Source organism: Leptolyngbya sp. 7M (genome assembly GCF_018128485.1).
Window position 1 is genome coordinate 4174859 of record NZ_CP070897.1, and the last position, 19485, is coordinate 4194343.

General features: G+C 50.1%; 20 protein-coding genes and 1 pseudogene. 14 read left to right on the forward strand and 7 right to left on the reverse strand.

The features are described 5' to 3' along the window. Positions 1 to 145: 145 nt before the first annotated feature. The 6 genes from JVX88_RS21335 (at position 146) to JVX88_RS21360 (ending at position 4087) form a co-directional block, all read left to right on the forward strand. A complete protein-coding gene (locus tag JVX88_RS21335) occupies positions 146 to 331 on the forward strand; it encodes a hypothetical protein (protein WP_211620122.1) in 186 nt (61 codons plus the stop codon). Next, positions 324 to 596, forward strand: a complete 273-nt coding sequence (locus JVX88_RS21340; protein WP_211620123.1) for a hypothetical protein — start codon at positions 324 to 326, stop codon at positions 594 to 596. The genes JVX88_RS21335 and JVX88_RS21340 overlap by 8 nt, the downstream gene beginning before the upstream one ends. Continuing rightward, positions 596 to 802 (forward strand): hypothetical protein, encoded by a 207-nt coding sequence (locus JVX88_RS21345; RefSeq protein WP_211620124.1) that lies wholly within the window; start codon positions 596 to 598, stop codon positions 800 to 802. Before JVX88_RS21340 ends, JVX88_RS21345 begins: the two co-directional genes overlap by 1 nt. 238 nt (positions 803 to 1040) lie before the next feature. Further along, complete coding sequence (locus tag JVX88_RS21350; RefSeq protein WP_211620125.1) at positions 1041 to 1799, forward strand: IS110 family transposase; 759 nt, start codon at positions 1041 to 1043, stop codon at positions 1797 to 1799. Positions 1800 to 2276: 477 nt separating this feature from the next. Then, positions 2277 to 2819, forward strand: a complete 543-nt coding sequence (locus tag JVX88_RS21355; RefSeq protein WP_211620126.1) for a ferritin-like domain-containing protein — start codon at positions 2277 to 2279, stop codon at positions 2817 to 2819. A gap of 335 nt (positions 2820 to 3154) precedes the next feature. Further along, positions 3155 to 4087 carry a carboxypeptidase-like regulatory domain-containing protein gene (locus JVX88_RS21360; protein WP_211620127.1) on the forward strand — a complete coding sequence of 311 codons (933 nt, stop codon included), beginning with the start codon at positions 3155 to 3157 and terminating at the stop codon, positions 4085 to 4087. A gap of 65 nt (positions 4088 to 4152) precedes the next feature. Here the strand turns inward: JVX88_RS21360 and JVX88_RS21365 are convergent, their stop codons facing one another. Beyond that, positions 4153 to 6315, reverse strand: coding sequence for a glycosyltransferase family 2 protein (locus JVX88_RS21365; RefSeq protein WP_211620128.1), 2163 nt, complete (start codon positions 6313 to 6315; stop codon positions 4153 to 4155). A 698-nt stretch (positions 6316 to 7013) separates the two neighbouring features. On the opposite strand from JVX88_RS21365, the gene JVX88_RS42120 reads away from it, so the two are divergent. Both JVX88_RS42120 and JVX88_RS43175 read left to right on the forward strand, forming a co-directional pair. After that, complete coding sequence (locus JVX88_RS42120; RefSeq protein WP_211620129.1) at positions 7014 to 8036, forward strand: calcium-binding protein; 1023 nt, start codon at positions 7014 to 7016, stop codon at positions 8034 to 8036. A 237-nt stretch (positions 8037 to 8273) separates the two neighbouring features. Then, positions 8274 to 8534, forward strand: a pseudogene (locus JVX88_RS43175) (acyl-CoA dehydrogenase family protein); the annotation flags it as partial. A gap of 17 nt (positions 8535 to 8551) precedes the next feature. On the opposite strand, the gene JVX88_RS21380 reads toward JVX88_RS43175, so the two are convergent. After that, positions 8552 to 9052, reverse strand: coding sequence for a M24 family metallopeptidase (locus tag JVX88_RS21380; protein ID WP_317134402.1), 501 nt, complete (start codon positions 9050 to 9052; stop codon positions 8552 to 8554). Between the two features lie 161 nt (positions 9053 to 9213). On the opposite strand from JVX88_RS21380, the gene JVX88_RS21385 reads away from it, so the two are divergent. The 4 genes from JVX88_RS21385 (at position 9214) to JVX88_RS21400 (ending at position 13300) form a co-directional block, all read left to right on the forward strand. After that, on the forward strand, positions 9214 to 10365 hold the full coding sequence (locus JVX88_RS21385; protein ID WP_211620130.1) for an NAD-dependent epimerase/dehydratase family protein: 1152 nt from the start codon (positions 9214 to 9216) through the stop codon (positions 10363 to 10365). A 4-nt stretch (positions 10366 to 10369) separates the two neighbouring features. After that, positions 10370 to 10654: a hypothetical protein gene (locus tag JVX88_RS21390; protein ID WP_036004687.1), complete on the forward strand. Its 285-nt coding sequence runs from the start codon at positions 10370 to 10372 to the stop codon at positions 10652 to 10654. A 38-nt stretch (positions 10655 to 10692) separates the two neighbouring features. Beyond that, positions 10693 to 10980, forward strand: coding sequence for a hypothetical protein (locus JVX88_RS21395; protein ID WP_317134403.1), 288 nt, complete (start codon positions 10693 to 10695; stop codon positions 10978 to 10980). A gap of 1087 nt (positions 10981 to 12067) precedes the next feature. After that, positions 12068 to 13300, forward strand: coding sequence for a hypothetical protein (locus JVX88_RS21400; RefSeq protein ID WP_211620131.1), 1233 nt, complete (start codon positions 12068 to 12070; stop codon positions 13298 to 13300). Here JVX88_RS21400 and JVX88_RS21405 read toward each other — a convergent pair. From JVX88_RS21405 to JVX88_RS21415, 3 genes are all read right to left on the reverse strand, one after another. Further along, positions 13198 to 13812: a hypothetical protein gene (locus tag JVX88_RS21405; protein ID WP_211620132.1), complete on the reverse strand. Its 615-nt coding sequence runs from the start codon at positions 13810 to 13812 to the stop codon at positions 13198 to 13200. The two genes, JVX88_RS21400 and JVX88_RS21405, sit on opposite strands and share 103 nt — an antisense overlap. Positions 13813 to 14277: 465 nt before the next feature. Beyond that, positions 14278 to 15384 (reverse strand): glycoside hydrolase family 43 protein, encoded by a 1107-nt coding sequence (locus JVX88_RS21410; protein WP_211620133.1) that lies wholly within the window; start codon positions 15382 to 15384, stop codon positions 14278 to 14280. Beyond that, entirely contained in the window at positions 15359 to 16435 is a 1077-nt protein-coding gene (locus JVX88_RS21415) for a hypothetical protein (protein WP_317134404.1), read from the reverse strand. The genes JVX88_RS21410 and JVX88_RS21415 overlap by 26 nt, the downstream gene beginning before the upstream one ends. Before the next feature lie 210 nt (positions 16436 to 16645). Between JVX88_RS21415 and JVX88_RS21420 the strand changes: the two genes are divergently transcribed. Continuing rightward, the gene (locus JVX88_RS21420; RefSeq protein WP_211620134.1) at positions 16646 to 17005 is read left to right on the forward strand and encodes a DUF2605 domain-containing protein; all 360 of its coding nucleotides are present in this window, start codon (positions 16646 to 16648) and stop codon (positions 17003 to 17005) included. A 160-nt stretch (positions 17006 to 17165) separates the two neighbouring features. Beyond that, complete coding sequence (locus JVX88_RS21425) at positions 17166 to 17504, forward strand: DUF2973 domain-containing protein (protein ID WP_211620135.1); 339 nt, start codon at positions 17166 to 17168, stop codon at positions 17502 to 17504. Between the two features lie 231 nt (positions 17505 to 17735). Here JVX88_RS21425 and JVX88_RS21430 read toward each other — a convergent pair whose 3' ends face one another. Both JVX88_RS21430 and JVX88_RS21435 read right to left on the reverse strand, forming a co-directional pair. Then, positions 17736 to 18695 (reverse strand): GumC family protein, encoded by a 960-nt coding sequence (locus JVX88_RS21430; RefSeq protein WP_211620136.1) that lies wholly within the window; start codon positions 18693 to 18695, stop codon positions 17736 to 17738. A 17-nt stretch (positions 18696 to 18712) separates the two neighbouring features. Next, complete coding sequence (locus JVX88_RS21435) at positions 18713 to 19435, reverse strand: polysaccharide biosynthesis/export family protein (RefSeq protein WP_211620137.1); 723 nt, start codon at positions 19433 to 19435, stop codon at positions 18713 to 18715. Positions 19436 to 19485 lie beyond the last annotated feature (50 nt).

Sequence of the window (19485 nt, forward strand, 5' to 3'; positions counted from 1 at the left end):
AATATAGCCCTAATCAGCACATTAGGTATACAATCTTGCTAGACTCCCAGTCATTAGAGCAGTGCTGGGAGTCTCCTGGAGCAAATTGAGGGCGATCGGCCTGGATCCCGATCGCCTTTCCTACCCATTCACAAAAGGAAAGTCTATGAAAATTCAGCCCTGGATCATCTACCGGGATGGCAAGGAAGCCGCCAGAGCAACCGGCCATCTGGAAGCGAAATCAATCGTGCGCCAACTCCAACGAATGCACCGAAATAGCTACTTTGTAGTGCGCTACGTTGGGAAGTCGATCTCACATTGCACCGATGGAGGGCGGCCGATCGATGGATGACTGGAAACAAACGGCCATTAAAGAGGCGGCTGATATTCTGTACCGGCTGATCTTCGATGCATTCGAGCGCAAGCAAGACGTACTGGATCGGCTGATCAATAGCCATCGGTGCATTGCACTCGCACCAGAGCCAGCTCGCTCGGAGAGCCAGGAGGCCGATGAGCTGTTTCGGGAGGTGATGAGCGACCTCACGAATGAGCCGAGCCGATTCCCGTTGGTCAATCAAGAGGATCCGAATAAACCTGGACCTGGAGACCAATTCTGATGACCCAACCGATCAAAGTTCACCTAACGATTGACGTTGAGAGTAGTAGCGGTGAGGCATTAGGGGAAGTCCTAGCCAGCATCATCACTGAACTGATTCAGCTTTGCCCGCCTGAGCAGCAAGCCGAACTGGCCAGCCGCATGACTCTGATGATTGAAGCTCAGCTTCGAGGTGAAAAATTCCCGCCTGACGAGTCTCTGAACTGACGCCAGAGACGAAATGGCTCACTCGCTGAGCCATCGCGGGCAGCGTCCAAAGCTACCGCAATTGCAAGCATGAGCTTAACTGCTTAATGGCGACCTCGCTTGAGATGATTAATGGCTCAGGTGAAGGGGGCTTCTTATTTTAGCGGTTCATGCTTGCAAGCCCCGATTAGTTTGAATCACAAATGGCGACCGTTTTAGGCGGTCGCTTTAGAGATTAATGACATAGAAAGGGTATCGCATGAATAAAGCTATTGCTGGCGTAGATGTCTCACGCGGTAGTGTTACCGTGTGCATTTTAGATCGATCCCCCGATCGCCAAATGAAGCAGTTTATTAGAAGCTGCAAGGTTCACAAATTTCCTAAACCAAAACAGAACTTAGGCGAAGCGATTGACGAATTTTTAGCAATGCCATTCGATGCTGCGGTAATGGAGCCAACGGGAGGGCACTACAGTAAGCTATGGGCTGAGCAAATCGAGCGTTCCGGTCGGGAAGTGCGTTGGGTAGGACATCGGGAAGTGGCGGGCTACCGCGAAAGCTGGAAGCTGCCCGATAAGACGGATAAAACCGACGCGGTTGCACTGGCCTGCTATGGAGTCGAGCGCTGGAATATGCCAGGAATGTTTCTCGATCCGCGTGATGAAATCGCGCGACGACTCCGAGACTACTACCTGCAAATTCAATTCCACAATTCAGCCATGACGCCCATCATCAACCGCTTACGACAGCAGTTGAGCTGGGAGTGTCCGGAACTTGCCCAACATGCAGCAAGGCGAGAATGGCTAGCCTCGCCTGCGGGCATGTGGCAAGCGATCGCTGGACACGCAAAACCGAAATGGCAAAAAATTATCGATCAAAGTTGTGGCTTAGGAATTGGGGAATTTAGTCGGGAACTAGCTCAGCAGATTGTAGCGAGTGAGCGGGCACTACTGCGGATCGAAACCGAGTTAGAGCAACTGTTAACTCGCCCGGAATTTGATTCTTATCAAGAATTGTGATAGCGACGCCGCTCTCCTCGGCAGTCTGGTCAAGAAACCTATGTTTTGTGGGCTTCTCTATTCTCATCAGTTCTAACACACGAATACTGCGGGAAAACGGGGGTATCTCCGCGCCTCACTTAACTTATTCGGTGTAACTTCAACAGCTAGATACGGCCAATTGCGGCAGGATTTCAACAAAATCTTCGCGTTTAGCGGGCATCTTTCCCAAATTATCGCACAAGCAATTGAAAACCCACACGCCGGACGAGTGAAGGGCCGAAACTTAGATGTTTCTTTTTTGGAAATGACCTCAAATAATTTCAGCCAAAATAGTATCTGAACGATACGCACGATCGCGACTTGTGTTCGGATATAGTTCGGAGCACTGAAGGCAAGGGCCGTAATTGCTGTAGTTTAGGCTCGTGGCACGGTGATTGTTACATCATTTACACCAAGTCAAAACGACTTGAGCAACAATACAAGGAGGAGAGCGCAATGATAAACGAATTCAATCAACCAACACCGCCTGTCGATGGCAGAAGGACAAACGAGCCGGCAGGGCAGAATAACGAAGACACAATAAACACACTCAACGCATTGATCGAGACCTGTAAGGACGGTCAAGAAGGCTTCAAACAGGCTGCAGAGGGCCTTGAGCGGTCTGACCTTAAATCACTTTTCTTTGAATTTTCCCAGCAAAGGTCTAAGTTCGCCGGTGAGCTTCAGGACGCTGTAAGGACGCTTGGGGGGGATCCGGAAAACTCCGGTTCCATTGTGGGTTCGCTGCATCGCGGCTGGATGAACGTTAAAACTGCCGTTACGGGGAAGGATGAGGCCACGATACTCAATGAATGCGAACGCGGCGAAGATTCTGCAAAGAATGCTTATAAGGAAGCTCTCGAAAGCTCCCTTCCGGCGTATATCCAGACAATGGTCCAAGATCAGTACTCGGCCGTCTTGAACGCTCATGACAGAGTTAAAGCATTGCGAGATGCTTATAACGAAGGCAGGTCTATGCCCGCAGGGGCAGACCGATAACAACGGTATTGTTAGGTTCGACGCCATAAAAAGTGCGCAGCCGTTCGATTTTGAACAGCTGCGCACTTTTGCGTGATGTATGGGATCGCTGACAAAGGTTCGGAATGTTTAACGTTAAATTTTTTTCAGAATTTTGTAGATTATCCGACATTGTAAATTAGTGGTCAGGTTTTGCTGGTATTTATCCTAATAAAATCAATAGTTTACATTACCGAGTTTGAATGGCACGCATCTTGTAGGAAGTATAACTGTTCACTCTGAACGTCCATTCCCTATTAGATCGTTTCACTGAGAGAACATACATACAGATATATTAAGTCCACAGGAGGAGTACAATGCAAAGGTTTTTATTTGCCTTCTTGCTCGTATTGACAAGTTCCTCGATCTTGTTAGCCCAGGGTACGACCGGAGGTCTCTCCGGCACCGTCTCCGGGCCCGACGGCGTGTTGCCAGGGGCAACCGTTGTCGCGATCGACAATAACACGCGCAGGGAGACCACTACGACCACGAACTCACAGGGACAGTACAGTTTCCCCCAACTGGAGTTCGGGACATACACCATTAGAGTAACTGCGACCGGCTTTAAAACGCTCGTAGCCAGCGATCAGAAGATCGACGTCGGCCGCGATGCTACTCTAAACCTCAAGCTAGATATAGGTGAGGTAACAGCTGAGGTTGTCGTTACCGCCGGTGCAGACGTCGTAACCGCCACATCTGCCCAGGTCAGCGGAACCGTCAGCCCGCAGCAGATCCTATCGCTTCCGCTGATCACCCGAAGCCCGCTTACGCTTGCCGGTCTTCAGGCGGGTGTTTCTGCAAACAGTGCGCAGAACACGACCATCAACGGAATGCGTACCACGTTCACGAACATTACCCGTGACGGTATAAACATTCAGGACACGTTCATCCGAACGAACGCAACGGACTTCGCTCCGGGCCGTCCGTCGGTTGACGATACCGCCGAGTTCACCATTTCGCTGACCAACCAGGAAGCGGACCAAGGATACGGCGGTGCACAGATTCGCCTAGTTACGCCGCGCGGCACCAAGGATTTCCGAGGGGCATTGTTCGCATATAACAGAAATTCCGCATTTGCTGCGAACTCGTTCTTTAACAATAAAACCGGTGCGGCACGTCCCTTCCGAAACCGTAACCAGTATGGCGGAAAGGCAAGCTGGAGGCTTCCGACGCCGATGTTCGGTAACGGTGTCCCGCTGATCTCATTTGACAAGGGCGTATGGTTCTTTGCTTGCATAGCCAGTCTGTAGACCAAACAAGCATCCGACAGATGGCTGCCGGATATCTGACAGATGCTTGATTGAGGAGCCTGCTGCTACGAAAGCATGCGTAGAAGTCGCTTGATCTTAATTTTTTGCTGCCGATCAAGCGTTTCAGGAAACGTTAATTCCATAATGATGTGCTGCATCTGCGGGCTTCTGGCTGCTGGCGTCAAATCGATGCGGGAATAGGTAGGCAACACCTCCACCGACTGCACCTGAGCCAGTAAGCTCTGGGGATAGGTTTGTGGATTGGGCTGAGTTGTGGATTGGCTTAGCAGTAGGGCAATCAGGGGTTGGGTATACTGCAATTCCTCGAGTTCCGCTACCCTTTCGCCCGTCAGTTCAATGCGGATATCGCGATGGCTCATCTCGGTTACTTTGCCGCTATAAGACACCCCTTCCCAGCCTTCCCAAAACAGCTCGGCTGTAGCTCGTACCTGTTTACGTACTCGCACTCCTACTTCAGGTCGAAACTCTTGGAAGGCTCGATTCAGGCTAGTAGCAATAAATCGCAGTGAGGCCAGCGGATGATCGGTTTCGCGCCGGTGCTGAGCATACCACTCGTTGACATCTGAGTAGATCACAAGCGTTAAATCATCGCGTTGGGTGCGCGTTGGTTCAATAAAGTCAACGGCCAGCAGTACTTGGAGTTTGCTGGTAGCAATTCCTCGCACAATCCGAGCATCAAGCAACACGCTAGCTCCGGCGTCGCCAATCAATTCCAGCCGCACTTCATCGGGAATGTTGGGCCACAGATCGAGCAAGATCAAAGCTCCCGTTTCGCTCACGTTCACCGTTTTGCCAATCCAAAATTTACCGTCGCTGTGGATCACGGCTCTTAGCTGGCGTGGTAACCGATGGGCACGGCGCAATTGTGGCTGTTCGAGCGCCACCAGACAGGCAGCCATCACCAGCAAAATGTTGAAACAGCACCAGAGCGCATTGATGATCACCGCCTGGGTTTCTAACGGACTGATCACCAGCCAAAACGGCACCGTCAGCAGCGAGACCGAGGTAATCACGCCCAAAAGCACCAAATAGCGAATCGAATCCAAATCAAATCGCCGCTCGGTGACCACTTCTCCCTTGCTCGTCACGTTGAACGAACCCAGCTTAGGATTAATCAGCGCCAGAATGGTCACAATCCCAGCCTGAAACGACATGGCGAACTCGTAGATTTCATTCCAAAACGAGAACCGCACATGTTTGTAGGGAATGTAATTCGTCTGCATCGACAGAATAATATGGGGCAAAGCATAGGCCAAGGTTTCAACCCCTAATCCCTTCACCGGGTTGATGCCAAACAGCAAAAAACAGGCGGGTGCGATGGCAAACATCAGTCGCGGAAAGCCAAAAAAGAAATGGGACGTAGCGCTGAAGTAGCAGAGCCGCTGGGGAAAGCGCAGCTGCAATTTCCGGTTAAACAACGGATTCTCCAGCCGCAGAATTTGAGCCATGCCGCGTGCCCACCGCACCTGTTGCCCTACATAGGACGAGAACGTTTCGGGCGCTAACCCAGCCACCATGATTTTGTCGTAGTAGACGCTTTTGTAGCCTAGGGCATGCAGCCGCAGCGAAGTATGGCAATCCTCAGTTACAGTTTCGGTAGCAATGCCGCCGATGCTCAGCACATAGTCCCGCCGGATGACTGCCGCAGAACCGCAGAAAAAGGCGGCATTCCAGTAATCATTGCCTTTTTGCAGTACTTTGTAAAATAGCTCATTGCCGACAGGCACATGGCCTCCGGTGCGTAAATTGCGCTCAAACGGGTCGGGATTATAGAACCAGTGGGGCGTTTGCACTAGCGCCACTTTTTCGTTGTAGAAGAAGCCAACCGTCTCCTGGAGGAACCGCCGCATCGGGATATGGTCGCAGTCCAGGATCAGCACTAGATCGCCGGTGGTTTTGTGCAGAGCCGTGTTGATGTTACCCGCTTTAGCGTGATCGTTGTTATCTCGCGTCAGCAGGATACAGCCTAGCTCGTCGCACATATCCCGCAGTTGGGCACGCCGTTCCCGATATTTTTCAGCTCGTCCGTCATCGAGAATATAAACGCGCTTTTTCTCAGTTGGGTAATCGAGGGCGAGGGCGGCTAATGCGGTTTTGCGAACAATCTCCACATCTTCGTTGTAGGTAGGAATGTACACGTCAACGCTAAACCACTGCTCGACCGGAATATCACTCAGGTCAATGGGTTGTCGGTCTCTGGTTTTCATCGTTTGAAAGTAGGCCAAAAACAGCGTACCCACCCCGTATCTCTACGTCCATTGGCTTAATACATCCAGCACCGATTAATTTGACTACAAATCTATCAGATTTCGCCGAATTTCTTTACTTTTAGCAATCTTTCTATACCATTCAGGTCACGTAACCTATGAACTTCTATCTATTGACGATTCATTCATTGTTCGATATCGAAGTGACTGATTGGCAAAAGATACATAGATGACTGTTCATACCCTTTATATCCCTCATCCGATCGGGTGAAGAGCTTTGAATCGGCAAAGAATTAAGGTCTAAATATCAAAGTTCAACAGCGCATTCAACAACTTCTTTTTTATAGGTTGATGAATGTAACTGAAACAACTTTGAACACAATCGCATTACAAGCACAGCTTTAATGCTCAAGATTTGATTTCAGACGACAGCCCGGAATGAGTCATCCCACTGAAACAGTAAGGTATGCAAGTTTCTGCTGCAACGAAATCACTTCAACTCACTGTTCTTAAGTGTTTGGCCAAAGCCAACTCAGAAGTTAATCAAGAGGAATTCAGTACCTCGGCATAATTAAAAACCAGATTCAAAATCCTGCGCCGCGGGCGGCGCGGGCGGCGCAGAATTTTGGGTTTTATGTTTAATTATGCTCACCTACTTAATCCTCAACACAACACACTAATTTTTTGGAGAAATCAACATGGCTTACGTTTACTATCCATATGCTACACCTGGTGCAGACGGAATCTACACCAGCTCCAATGACGATTGGATTGAGGCATTAACAGGAGATGATAGCATTGAGGCTGGGGCAGGAAATGACGTTATTATCGCCGGACCAGAAACCCCTGTAGCAGGTGTCAGTGACAATGACATTGTTTATGGCGATACCCACAAGGGGGAAGCTGGCAATGACGAGATTTATGGTGGTTACGGTAACGATACCCTTTATGGCGACAGTTATGAAGGCGGTGGCGGTGGTAACGATGTCATCTACGGTGGATTAGGCAACGATTACATTAATGGTGGCGATGGCAATGACGTTCTCCGGGGTGGCGATGACAGTGACGTTCTCGATGGTGGAAATGGAGACGATCATCTGGATGGGGGTTCAGGCACCAATCAATTATTTGGAGGGAGCGGCAATGACATTTACTATGTCGGGAATGCCACTACCGCCGTTTTTGAGGCTGCTGCTGGGGGAAAAGATGGTGTGCGCTCCACCGTTAGCTATACCTTGACCGCAGAGGTTGAGGTCTTATCCCTGGATGGCACGGCTGCTATTAACGGTACAGGTAACAACTTAGGTAATGAAATCTACGGTAACGCTGCTAGCAACTCCATTTCCGGCGGTGGCGGCAATGATCATTTAGTAGGTCTGGCAGGAAATGACATCATAACAGGTGGATCAGGGAAAGATGCCTTCGGCTTCTTCACGCCGTGGGAGGGGATTGACACAATCAAGGATTTCAAAGTTGTAGATGACGGTTTCTATATCACTCGGAGCGGCTTTGGGGGTGGATTAGCGGCAGGATTCATCACAACCGATCAATTCCGGATTGGGTCAAGTGCTCAGGATGGGAGCGATCGCTTTATCTACAACAAATCCACCGGAGCGGTATTCTTCGACGCTGATGGCATTGGCGGAGTGGCTCAGGTTCAGATTGCCAAAGTATCGACTGGCTTAGCAATGACGAACAAAAACTTTTTTGTAGGAGGCTAGCCTCTAATTGGTGGCTGGTGGGGAATTGTGTTCCCCACTGGTTGCTTATCGCCCTTCATTTAGAGCAGTCTTACAACCACAACACATTTAGTTAATCACAACGTTTGATTAAACATTCTGCAATTGCTGATAAACGTTTTGAGTCATTTGCAGAGATACTCTAGACACATTGCGAACTTGCGAGGAGACATAACGATGACGGAGCTACAGTCTATGGAAATGATGCCGCAGAATGACATGAATTGGTTATCTCTGACAGCATCTTTAGGAGAACAATTTGCCGCCAGAGAGATAGAAGCCGATGAGACTGACGTATTTGTTGCTGATAACATTGCCAGATTGAAAACTGCTGGATTGATTGCCGCAGGGGTTCCGACTGAACTGGGCGGAGGTGGAGCCAGCTATACCGAAATGTGCGCCGTGTTACGGATCTTAGGACGCTATTGCAGTTCAACCGCGCTGGCTTTTGCCATGCACACCCATCAGGTAATGGTTCCAACTTGGCGATGGCACAATCAGCAGGCTTCTGTGGATGGGTTGCTGAAACGGATCGCAGCAGAGCAACTGGTGCTGCTCAGCAGTGGCGGCTCGGATTGGTTACAGTCTTCGGTTACTTCTACCAGCCTGCGGGCCAGCGGCGATGGCTCACCCACAAAAAACGTGCGAGAGGTGTCACCGTGGTAGCCATCTACTAAGGGAGTGACATCGATATTAATAATGTCGCCGTCTTTCAGAATTTGCTTGGCGTTGGGAATGCCGTGACAGACTACCTCATTAACGCTAGTACAGATTGACTTAGGGAACGGATTATCGCTGCCGCTGGGATAGCCCAAGGGGGCACTCTTGGCTCCACGGGCCTGTGTCCATCCCTCTGCCGCATCGTTGAGTTCCAGCGTGCTGACTCCCGGCTTGACCATCGGCTCCAGATAGTCCAGCAGTTCAGCAGCCATGCGCCCAGCTTGACGCATTTTTTCAATTTCTCGGCTTGACAGCAAAATAATCGGTTCTTGGTCCATGACGGCGTTTTGTTTGTTACCTCTCCATTCTTTAATTTAGCCCCGCTACGCCCAATTGCGCCGAAAATCCTTTTGCTGATTCCTCCAGAATGGTGGGTTAGAGAGCGACGATCTCTGGTAGATTTAGCGGAGTATCCGTAAGAAGATCAACTCAGCAGCGCATGAAAGTTCTAGTTATTGGTGGTGATGGCTATTGCGGTTGGGCAACTGCACTCTACCTGTCCAACAAAGGGCACGAAGTTGCCATTTTAGATAATTTGATTCGTCGGCATTGGGATGCAGAGCTGTGCATCGAGACCCTGACGCCGATTACTCCCATTCAAACCCGGTTGCAGCGGTGGAAGGACCTGACTGGAAAAATCATTGAACTGTTCATTGGTGACATCAACAACTACGAGTTTCTCAAGCAGGCCATGCTGAAATTTGAGCCGGATGCAGTCGTGCATTTCGGTGAGCAGCGGTCGGCTCCCTTTTCGATGATCGATCGAGAACATGCGGTTCTGACTCAGGTGAATAACGTGGTTGGCACGCTCAACCTGCTGTATGTCATGCATGACCATTTCCCTAACTGCCACTTGGTGAAGCTGGGCACGATGGGTGAATACGGCACGCCCAATATCGACATTGAAGAAGGCTACATCACGATTGAACACAACGGGCGCAAAGATACCCTCCCCTATCCCAAACAGCCCGGCTCCTTCTATCACCTCAGCAAGGTGCATGACTCGCACAACATTCACTTTGCCTGCCGCATCTGGGGCCTGCGCGCGACTGATTTGAACCAAGGCGTAGTCTATGGCGTCCTGACCGAAGAAACTGGCATGGACGAGCTGCTGATCAACCGCCTTGATTACGATGGTATCTTCGGCACCGCGCTCAACCGCTTCTGCATTCAGGCTGCGATTGGGCATCCGCTCACCGTCTACGGCAAGGGCGGCCAAACCCGTGGCTTCCTCGACATCCGCGACACCGTGCGCTGCATCGAAATTGCCGTCAACAATCCAGCCGAGGCCGGAGAGTTTCGTGTCTTCAACCAGTTCACCGAAATGTTTAGCGTCGGTGATTTAGCCCTGATGGTGAAGCAAGCAGGCAACTCGATGGGTCTGAATGTTGAGATCAACCATTTGGAAAATCCCAGAATTGAAAAAGAAGAGCATTACTTCAACGCCAAAAATACAAAGCTAATTGATCTCGGTTTGCAGCCCCACTACCTGTCTGACTCGCTACTCGACTCGCTGCTCAACTTCAGCATTAAGTACAAGAACCGAGTAGACGAGAAGCAGATTCTGCCCAAGGTGAAATGGAAAGGCTGAACCAATGCGAGCTGTAGCGCTGTTGGTGCTGGTTGTGTTTCCTGGTTTCGGTTTCACAGCAGTAAGCACTTATTGGCTGTGGCGCGATTGGGCAGCCCTTACGGCTAGTCATCAACGGTACATGCAGGTCGCAACGGCAAACCCGACCCAAACGGACTTGATGATTGCTGCTGCGGCTGAAAACCGCCACCGGATCAACTGTTTTGCCGAAGGAGTGGGGGTTTTGCTGGGAAGCGTGGTTTGGGCAATTGGGATTCACGGTCTCTGCACCATGCCTCGCCGATCCTAACCCTCTCCTCAACTCTGTGTCTTTATTGAAATGCCCCTATGCGGATTGCCCTTTTCACCGAAACTTTCTTGCCTAAAGTCGATGGAATTGTGACTCGTCTGAGCCACACGGTTGATCATCTGCAGCGGATGGGCGATCAGGTGCTGGTGATTTCCCCCGATGGCGGGTTGAATGAATATCGGGGAGCCAAAATCTATGGCATTCCCGGTTTTCCGCTGCCGCTGTATCCCGAACTGAAACTGGCCCTGCCTCGCCCTGCGATTCGGCCGCTGTCGCAGTCACGGCATGACAATGCCGATTTTAGTCGTTTCATCCCGTTTATTTGAAGAGTGGTCTAACGAAGCCCATCGTCTGGGAGCAACCGATTACCTCACCAAGGGATTCTCTACGATTGAGTTAATTAAGAAGATCAACTCACTCCTCAATTTGAGACTATTGGTCTAAACTGATGAATGATTCTGTTCAATCCCAATCTGGAGATCAAAGAATATTGAGGTAATTTTGAGAATTAATTAGTGATAAAAGCAGTTGAAAATTACGAGATACAGCTATTAGAATTAAAATTAATTGTGCGTTCGTAAAATCACTGACAGACTGCCAACAGAAAAAATCCAGTCAGACTTAATCAACCTACGAAGAATCACGATTAATTCAAGTATAAATTGTTGCTGACCAGTTTAGCTGATTTAAGTAATTGAAATAAGTTTTTCTCACCTTTATATCGAGCCGCTTATCCTTAATAGTTCCTTCAGATTTTTTGATTTCGTGAGGATAGAATGAGTTTAGTTGTGAAGCGCTCCTTAATCGCTTCCTAAAGTCATCTACCAGGTCTTCTCAGGACGTGCATCGCTTCCTGAAAGTTACTTTCTATCTAATTAGGTGCTATCTGCCAATCTGCCTAAAGCAGTAAGATTAGCTATAGCAAATTCAGGGCTAAATCTATAGGGCAAGTCTTGAAGACGAATTACAAGTCGCTCATAAACCGAAGTAAATTATTAAGTCTGCCCGTACAGAGGTCAGGAGTAGGTTATGCCAAAAGGCTAACTGCAAATCAATCATAAATTTGCTCAACCTACCATGCAGCAGCCAGCAGTCAGAAGTGGCTGATTACAGCGGCTGGCTGAGGATTGACAAGCCATGAATCTGCGTTTGCTTGCTAGCCATCACCTCCAGGTCCCTGCTTTTCCTAGCTAATTAGGAAATTGCGTCTTTTATTTATCAGGAAACATGAACTCCCCACTTCATGATGTTGCTCTGCATCTGCATCAGAGAAAAATTGTATGGCCATATACTCAATGCTGGTCTCGTTTATCTGCTGCAACATTGGTTGCATTAGGTGTTTGCGCTGGCTGGCAACCTTCTGCCCAAGCGAATTCTGAGCGTTCTATCCAGACTTCCCCACCATTGATTACGGTGCATAGTGGATCTGATGTTGAAGCATCAGCAGTTGAACTGAGTAACGAACTCGACGGTGATGACCTCCAGTTCTCTCCGGTCGCATCTGAACTTGACGCTTCTGATAGGTCTTTGGATTCAGCAATGGATGAATCACAAGATATAAAAATTGTAAGGGCCGATGTTCTAGCAGTACCAGCTTTGGACGCACTTTTAGTCAATCGACAGTATGAGTACCCAACCACTGAATCTAACGAAACTCTAAATGACTCATCACAGCAACTATATAACGAGTCGCTTACTGTTACTCAGAGTATTCCTGAACCTGAATCTGAACTGACTTCTGAACTATCTTCTGAACCTATAGCACAATCTACTGATGATGCCAATCACAGCGACGAGTCACTGACACCAGCTTCTCGCCGTAGTCAGGATTTGGGCGAACCATTGGTACAGGTACAGGGGGTGTATACGCTTCAGGGTGAGGAATCCTCGGCACGCGGACGGGTGAGTGCCTCCTATGCGATTACGCCCAATCTTCTGGTTGGCGGCACGATTGAGGTCACGGGCGGTGATGCTTTTTCAGATTCGCCAGAAACAGGATTTGACCTGAATGAACTCTATGTTGCTGTGTCGCCGACCGAAGTGCCCAATCTGCGCTTCATAGTTGGGATGCTAGATTTAACCTCCTATTTCGACCGCAATAGTTTTGCTAAAGATTCGGCGACTCAGTTTCTGAATCCGGTGTTCCAAAGTAATCCGGCTTTAGCAGCGGCTGGGTTGGGGTCACGTCCGGCGATTCTGCTCAACTGGAGTGTGGCCGATCCATTGGAAATTAAAATTGCTGGCTTTTCGTCCGATCGAGATCTGGGTGATTTTGCTCTGGATGGCTTTGCGGGTGAAATCGGGCTGCGATTCGAGAATTTGATTTTGCGCGGCACCTACATTACCGGACGCGATGCTGGACAGGACAGTGGCTTTCAAGAAATTTTTCAGATTGCTCGCGGCGATCAGTTTGGGCTGCGGTCGGGGGACCGGGAAGCCGCCTATGGCCTCAATGCTGAGTACTTTATTCCGGAAATTAATCTGGGGCTGTTTGCCCGCTATGGCTGGTACGAAAATCTGGAGCTAGATCGGGGTGGTACGACCTACACAGGAGCGTTTTTAAAGGCTGACAGCTCATCCATACAGTCATACACTACTAGCAACGGCTGCAAATGTTTAGTAAACGACAACGCCATTGGAGTGTAGTACCAGCAAATATAGTGCTGAATGCTGTGCTCTGAAAATAGATTGTCTAGCAACAATCGTTGAGTGGTCTGCATTGCAGCTTCACTCAACCCTTCTGGCAAATGAGGCACCACGACCCACACATTGCCAACCGGATTGCTCACTTGCACATGGGCCAAAATCTGCGGCTGCACGATCGGTTCTTCGATAAAGAAAACTCGTCGAGCTTGAGCACAGCGAGTTAGCAAATGTTGAGGCCGTTGAAACACAAAATTCCAGCGCAAGTGAGATAGGCAAACTAGATCGGGAAGGCCAGTCGCCGTTGGATGAGCTGCCGTCTGGGTAGACAACGAATCAGCCAACGAGTCAGTAAATTGGGGACTAGATAGATATAAACGTCTAGAGGCAAGCGGATTAGCCGATGCGCTTCCATTCTGCAAATTAGGTTGAGCGTCTGGGTTATGAGAACGATTAGAGCCGTAATCGCCATTGCCATTTTTCGGATTAGTATTTTGCATATTAGGTTGAATCATTGTTTAATCCCAATTACTTGACGTTGATCACCGGCGTTACTCATGTTGAGCCAGATTTGTCCCAATTTTTGAATCAAGAATTCAAAGCAAGGCCGAAGCAGATTGACAGCGGTGAAAGTAACAGCCCGAAGCAACGGTCCAAAAGATCCGAGTAAACATCCCAGGGAAGTATCTAAGTACCTCGGCATAATTAAAAACCAGATTTAAAACCCTGCGCTGCCCGCTGCGCGGGCAGCGCAGGGTTTTGGGTTTTATGTTTAATTATGCTCACCTACTTAGAATAAGCTCAGGAAATTGTTCGCTCGATCAGTCGCCGTGAAGCTCTATCGCCACGGATGAAGATTTTCACCATCAATTCTTGGTGATGTGCTCTTACTATATAAAAATGCGTTTATAATTATTACGCTTCTACCTAAGGAAACAGGAGCGGCGAATCAGGTCCTCTAACTAGAGAATAGAATTTAGCTAAATTAATCTGTTATTAGAAATACAGCTATCAGCTCTATTGACGGTTTGCGGTAGCCAGGTAGGACCCAGACAGCGGGGGCCATCCGGCGTCCAAATTAGCTTGTCTAAGCACATTTGTCGCTTTGTCTTCGATTGATTCCATGCATGGTAAACGATATATTCATCCTGATGATCGGGTGAAACCACGATTGAATTGTGCCCCGGCCCCAATACCCGATCTGGGATTGAACGCAGCACTCGCGGACCGGATTCATTCCCAGCATCAGAGTAATTGCCCATCACCGTATCGGCTACTCCGTAATCAACTCCATAGCTCTCGGTTTCCCAGCGCCCACCGCTGTAGAAGCAGTAGTAACGACCGGCATACTTCCGAACACAGGGGCCTTCCAGAGTATGCCAATCATAGATACCGCCGTACATAGAACGGTTTGTCAAAAAGCGCTGCCAGTCTGAGCGTGCTCGTAGCACAACCCTACTTTCTCCGGCAAGCTGGGTCATGTTGACCAATCGGTCTACCTTCAGGGCCGTACCGGCTCTGGCACCGGCTGCGGTGTCTAAAAAGTCACAGGCATAAAACAGGTACCATTGTCCATCGTCATCCCGAAACGGATGGGGATCAATCGCAAAGGGGGGATCAGTTTGTAGCAGCGGTGAGCCAATGTCGTAATAGGGACCCAAGGGATGCTCACTGGTGGCTACCCGCAACTGATGCTGTTTGTCTTCCCAGCCTACCGAATAATACAGATAAAATATACCGTCGCAATAGGCAACTTCCGGTGCCCAAAAGCTATCTCCCAAAGCAGGATCGGGACGCACCAGTGCATGACCAGCAAACTGCCAGGTAACAAAATCTTCCGAGTATAGCAACGGAAAGACAGAAGCATCCGTTATTTTACCCACTATTTTACCCACTTTATCGACCGATGCAGCAACGGTTGTGTTCCTATTTTCCTCAACTCGTTGATCAACAGCCCTATCTACCTGTCCTGCCGCTTCTGGCGCACCCGTACCGATGGCGTAATAGGTGCCACCATGTTCCCAGGCAAAGGGATCGGCAAAGTAGCCAGCGTAAACCGGATTAGTGTAGGTGCGTCGTTCCGCCATTAATACTTGAAATTAATATAGGTTTCAATCTGCTGAAAGGGCAACTGCTCCACAACCTGGCAGCGCAGCAGTTCTCTAGTCGATTTCGGCAGGCCATTGGCAGGTCACGATAAGACCGCAGCTCGCTCTTGTAAATTTGAATGTGAAATGGGCAGTTCATCGGCTTCATCACAAAGCCCTGTTCCTCAGCTCGCAGCTCGTCATCATCGGCCATGAGCGGGAACATATCTTCTTTGTATTTTTGCCAGTGCCCAGAGGTTTTGAATAAATCAACCCGGCTGATGTGGGGCGTCACCACCTGCTGATAGCCACGTTGAACCTGCTCCTGCTTCAGGTAGTCCTCTAGAATGGAGCGCAGCACCGTGCCCTTTGGAGTCCAGAGGGGCAGACCCGGCCCGACCTGATCGGAAAAAACAAATAGTCCTAGCTCCTTCCCTAATCGACGGTGATCTCGGCGAATCGCTTCCTCTTTGCGGCGCTTGTATTCAACGAGCTGCTCTGGAGTTTCCCAAGCAGTGCCATAGATGCGTTGAAGTTGAGCCTTGGTTTCATCTCCACGCCAATAGGCTCCAGCAACGCTTTCCAGATCAATGGCATCTGGATTGAGGTCAGCCGTACTCTCCATATGGGGACCAGCACAGAGATCCCACCACTGGTCGCCTAAGTGATAGATCGTGATTGGCTCTTGCAAATCGGCCAAAATTTCCAGCTTGTAGGGTTCATTAATAGCCTTGATGCGCCGTTCTGCCTCTTCGCGGCTTACCTCTTCGCGAATCACCGGCAGTTTGCGATTAATGATTTTGGTCATTTCCTTTTTGATCGCTTTAAGATCCTTCTCGGTAAAGGGATCTGGGCTATCAAAGTCGTAATAAAACCCATTTTCAATCCAGGGTCCGATCGTCACCTGCGCTTTAGGAAACAGCTTTTGTACTGCCATTGCCATGACATGGGAGGCGGTGTGGCGAATTTTCTTCAGTGTTTCTGACTCACTGGTGCGCGGCAGATTAATTTTTTGAGGCTGTTCTGCAACAGATGCGTCTGACTTAACCATTGGAAATGAAGACACTACCACTTAATAAATTACTAGCCTCTATCTTATCGAGACTAGATGCAGAGCCGCAGCGTAAAGCCCAGTCTATTCACATTTTCTCTACAGGGTTCTCTAAGCTTCATGAAAAAGCTCGCGAGATTTGTTAAGAAACGTAAATTGCGTTAAGCTTGGCTTTAGTAAAACTCTAGCTTCAATAAATTTCTACGTTAGATGATTAATTCTGGTTCTAATCTACCTGAGCCTGAGCTGCTAAAAGCCCTGTTGCAGCCTTTATTAGAAGATTTTGAATATTGGTTTAAACGAGCGCGCATCCTCTTAGAAAATTACACCATTGACTTTCTTGGTGAAGAGCAGCAGGCAATGCTGCTGGAGCGAGTGAAGCAGGCACAGCAGGAAGTGAGTACAGCGCAGCTCCTATTTCGAACAACTGGAGGACAGGTCGGAGTTGAAACCTCGGTGCTCGTGCCTTGGCACCAGTTGGTGACCGAATGCTGGCAAGTTGGAATGAAGTTTCGTTTAGAAAATCCTGATATTACAATTCAGGAACGATCTGACTCATCCCAGCCTTGAAAGGATTAAGCTTGAGGAAGAGTTGTAATCCTGTCTTCAGATTCTGGTTGATCTGAGAATGGTTAAATAAAGTTATTATTTCAGTACCAATACTTTACGTCGGTCATTCGGTTTAGGTTCCCATCTATTCGATCAAAGCTGTCGGTTTCGAGGAAAGCTTATGCTGCATTTGCTTTATATTCTTGCTTTCACAATATTGGCATTTTTAGCGGTTGGCAATTTAATCCGGAATTTAATGATGCTGGGGATGGAGTCACAGCGCTCCTACGGAAATCGGGGCCGCTTTGCACCGGACGGCTCTAGTCAGCAGGATTTGGCAAACGGACGCATCCGTTCAGTTCCCCATCCTGAGCTGTTGGATGAACAGGGCAATATTGTCAACGAGCCATTTCTGGTGATGCGGTCCATTACGGTCGAAGACGCCCGCGAGCGTTTGGATGCCCTTTACAATGCTTCCCCTAGTCCTAGTGACGACATGCAGGGAGATGCTCAAAAGTAATAAAGCATAATAGAAATTCCTAAAGTGCTCCAGCTTAAAGCCAGTAAGATAGAGGACGCCGCTGGCGCAGGTCAAGACTATCAGCCAAACTAGGTTCATCCCAGTCTAGAGGATGGCTTTGATGGGATGGTAACACTGTAACTGTGACTTCAGTAGCAGCCTCGGGTTGGCATATTTGCTCAGGCCGACGAGTGCTAGGCAGTGGCTTAGATAGCGTAAAGGACGGTTGAGCTACAGGCTGTAGGGGCGTCGAAGGTTGTTGATGGCGCTGTTGGTCAGGGCTTCCACGGAACTGCCGTTCCGCCCGGCCTGGCGGACACGGGCCTCTGCCTCGATGCGTTTTGCCGTCGCCTGGGCCAACGCGCTGTTGAGCGTAGCCAGGTTGTCGGAAACGATCGACCGCTCCTCCTCTCCACCTGAACCGCTGGGCAGGTTTATGATCTGCTCGTTCGAAGCATAGCCAACGAGTTGGCGCTGGGACTCGTCGAGCCGATCTTTGTATTCAGCCAACTGACGACTTAGCACGTCACGACCATAGGAGGTTGACTGTACCTTGCGCTCCAGATTGGTCTCGATGAAATTTTCCGCCCAGGCGTTGGCAACGCCGGCGGCAACCGACGGATCGGGGGCGGTGAAGCGTATGTCGACCAAGCGCGAAAGCCGTGCGGGCTCGATACCTACGTTCGCGAGCAGGATTTCTCCCGCAATCCGCTGCCTGACCTCGCGACCTTTCGCGGGATAGCGGTCGTTGACAAGGTTAAAGGCGTCCTCTTCCCGGTTGCCGGCTCCGAACATGGCGAAGAAACCCGGATTGTTGACCAGCCCTAGGTCGGTTGCAACTCGCTCGGCCAGCGTCCTTGAGCGAAGCAAGCCGTACTGGGTCTGGTAAAATTCCATGTCCGCCACGCTGACATCGCGTTCCACGCCCTGGAAGTTCGTCACCTGGTCGGATTCGCGCGAGATCTCTATCGTGGAGCTCGCTGTGTATTGCGGCGTCATCAGCAGGGTTGCGATCAGCCCCAGAATGATCGCGCCCAATGTCGCGCCAACGATTATCCATTTCCAGCGCAAGGCGATGCGCAAATAGTGCTGGAGGATTGAATCATTGCCATGCGTCGAGTCGGGCGCGGCAGTCGGTGATGCCGGACCGACGATCACATTGCCGTCCAGATTCTTGCTGAGAACGTTCATCTTATCTGCGACCGTTATTACTGGAGGATCGCGACGATCGGCGCCGCAAGCAGCGGTGCGACGGCTACGAAATCGCGGAACAGGCGGCGCTGCGGGCTATCCCCGACTAGCACGACATCGTTCGCATAGATCGCCGGATCGTCGTATACACCGCGACGAATGGCCCCGATATTGTACAGTCCGGCCATGCGCTGACCGTTGACCGTCCTCAGAATGACGACATCATCCTGCTTGGCGAACTCCGTCAGTCCCCTGGCGGACGCAACCGCACGCAGCAGGGTCATCTGATTGGTCACCGGGTAAAGCCCCGGCTCGATCACTTGTCCGTCAACCGTGACGACCTGGCTGACCGCGCTCTCGATACTCACGGTGACGCTTGGGTTTCTGACGTAGCGGCCCGCAAGACCCGCTTCGATCTCGCGGCTCAACTCGGACGAGGTCTTGCCTCGCGCATCGACTACGCCGAGCAGCGGCAGCGCGATGCGGCCGGATGAATCGACCTGCACCTGCCGACTGAGTTCGGGCACGCCGAACACTTCCACCCGGATGGTGTCGAGCGGCCCTATCAAGGTCACTCGATCGGGGGCGACAAGGTCGGCGCGCTGTGGGCTCGGCAGGTCACCCGCTCCCTCGATGACGGTCAGGTTTGCAGTCGAACGAATCGGCTCCGTGCCGGCGCAAGCACCGAGCAGGATCGTGCTTGACGCCAGGGCGAAGGCAAAGAAAACGGTGGCACGCATTCTGGTGGGTAAATCCCGAAGATGAAGTCAGGGTCGCATTAGGTTAAATG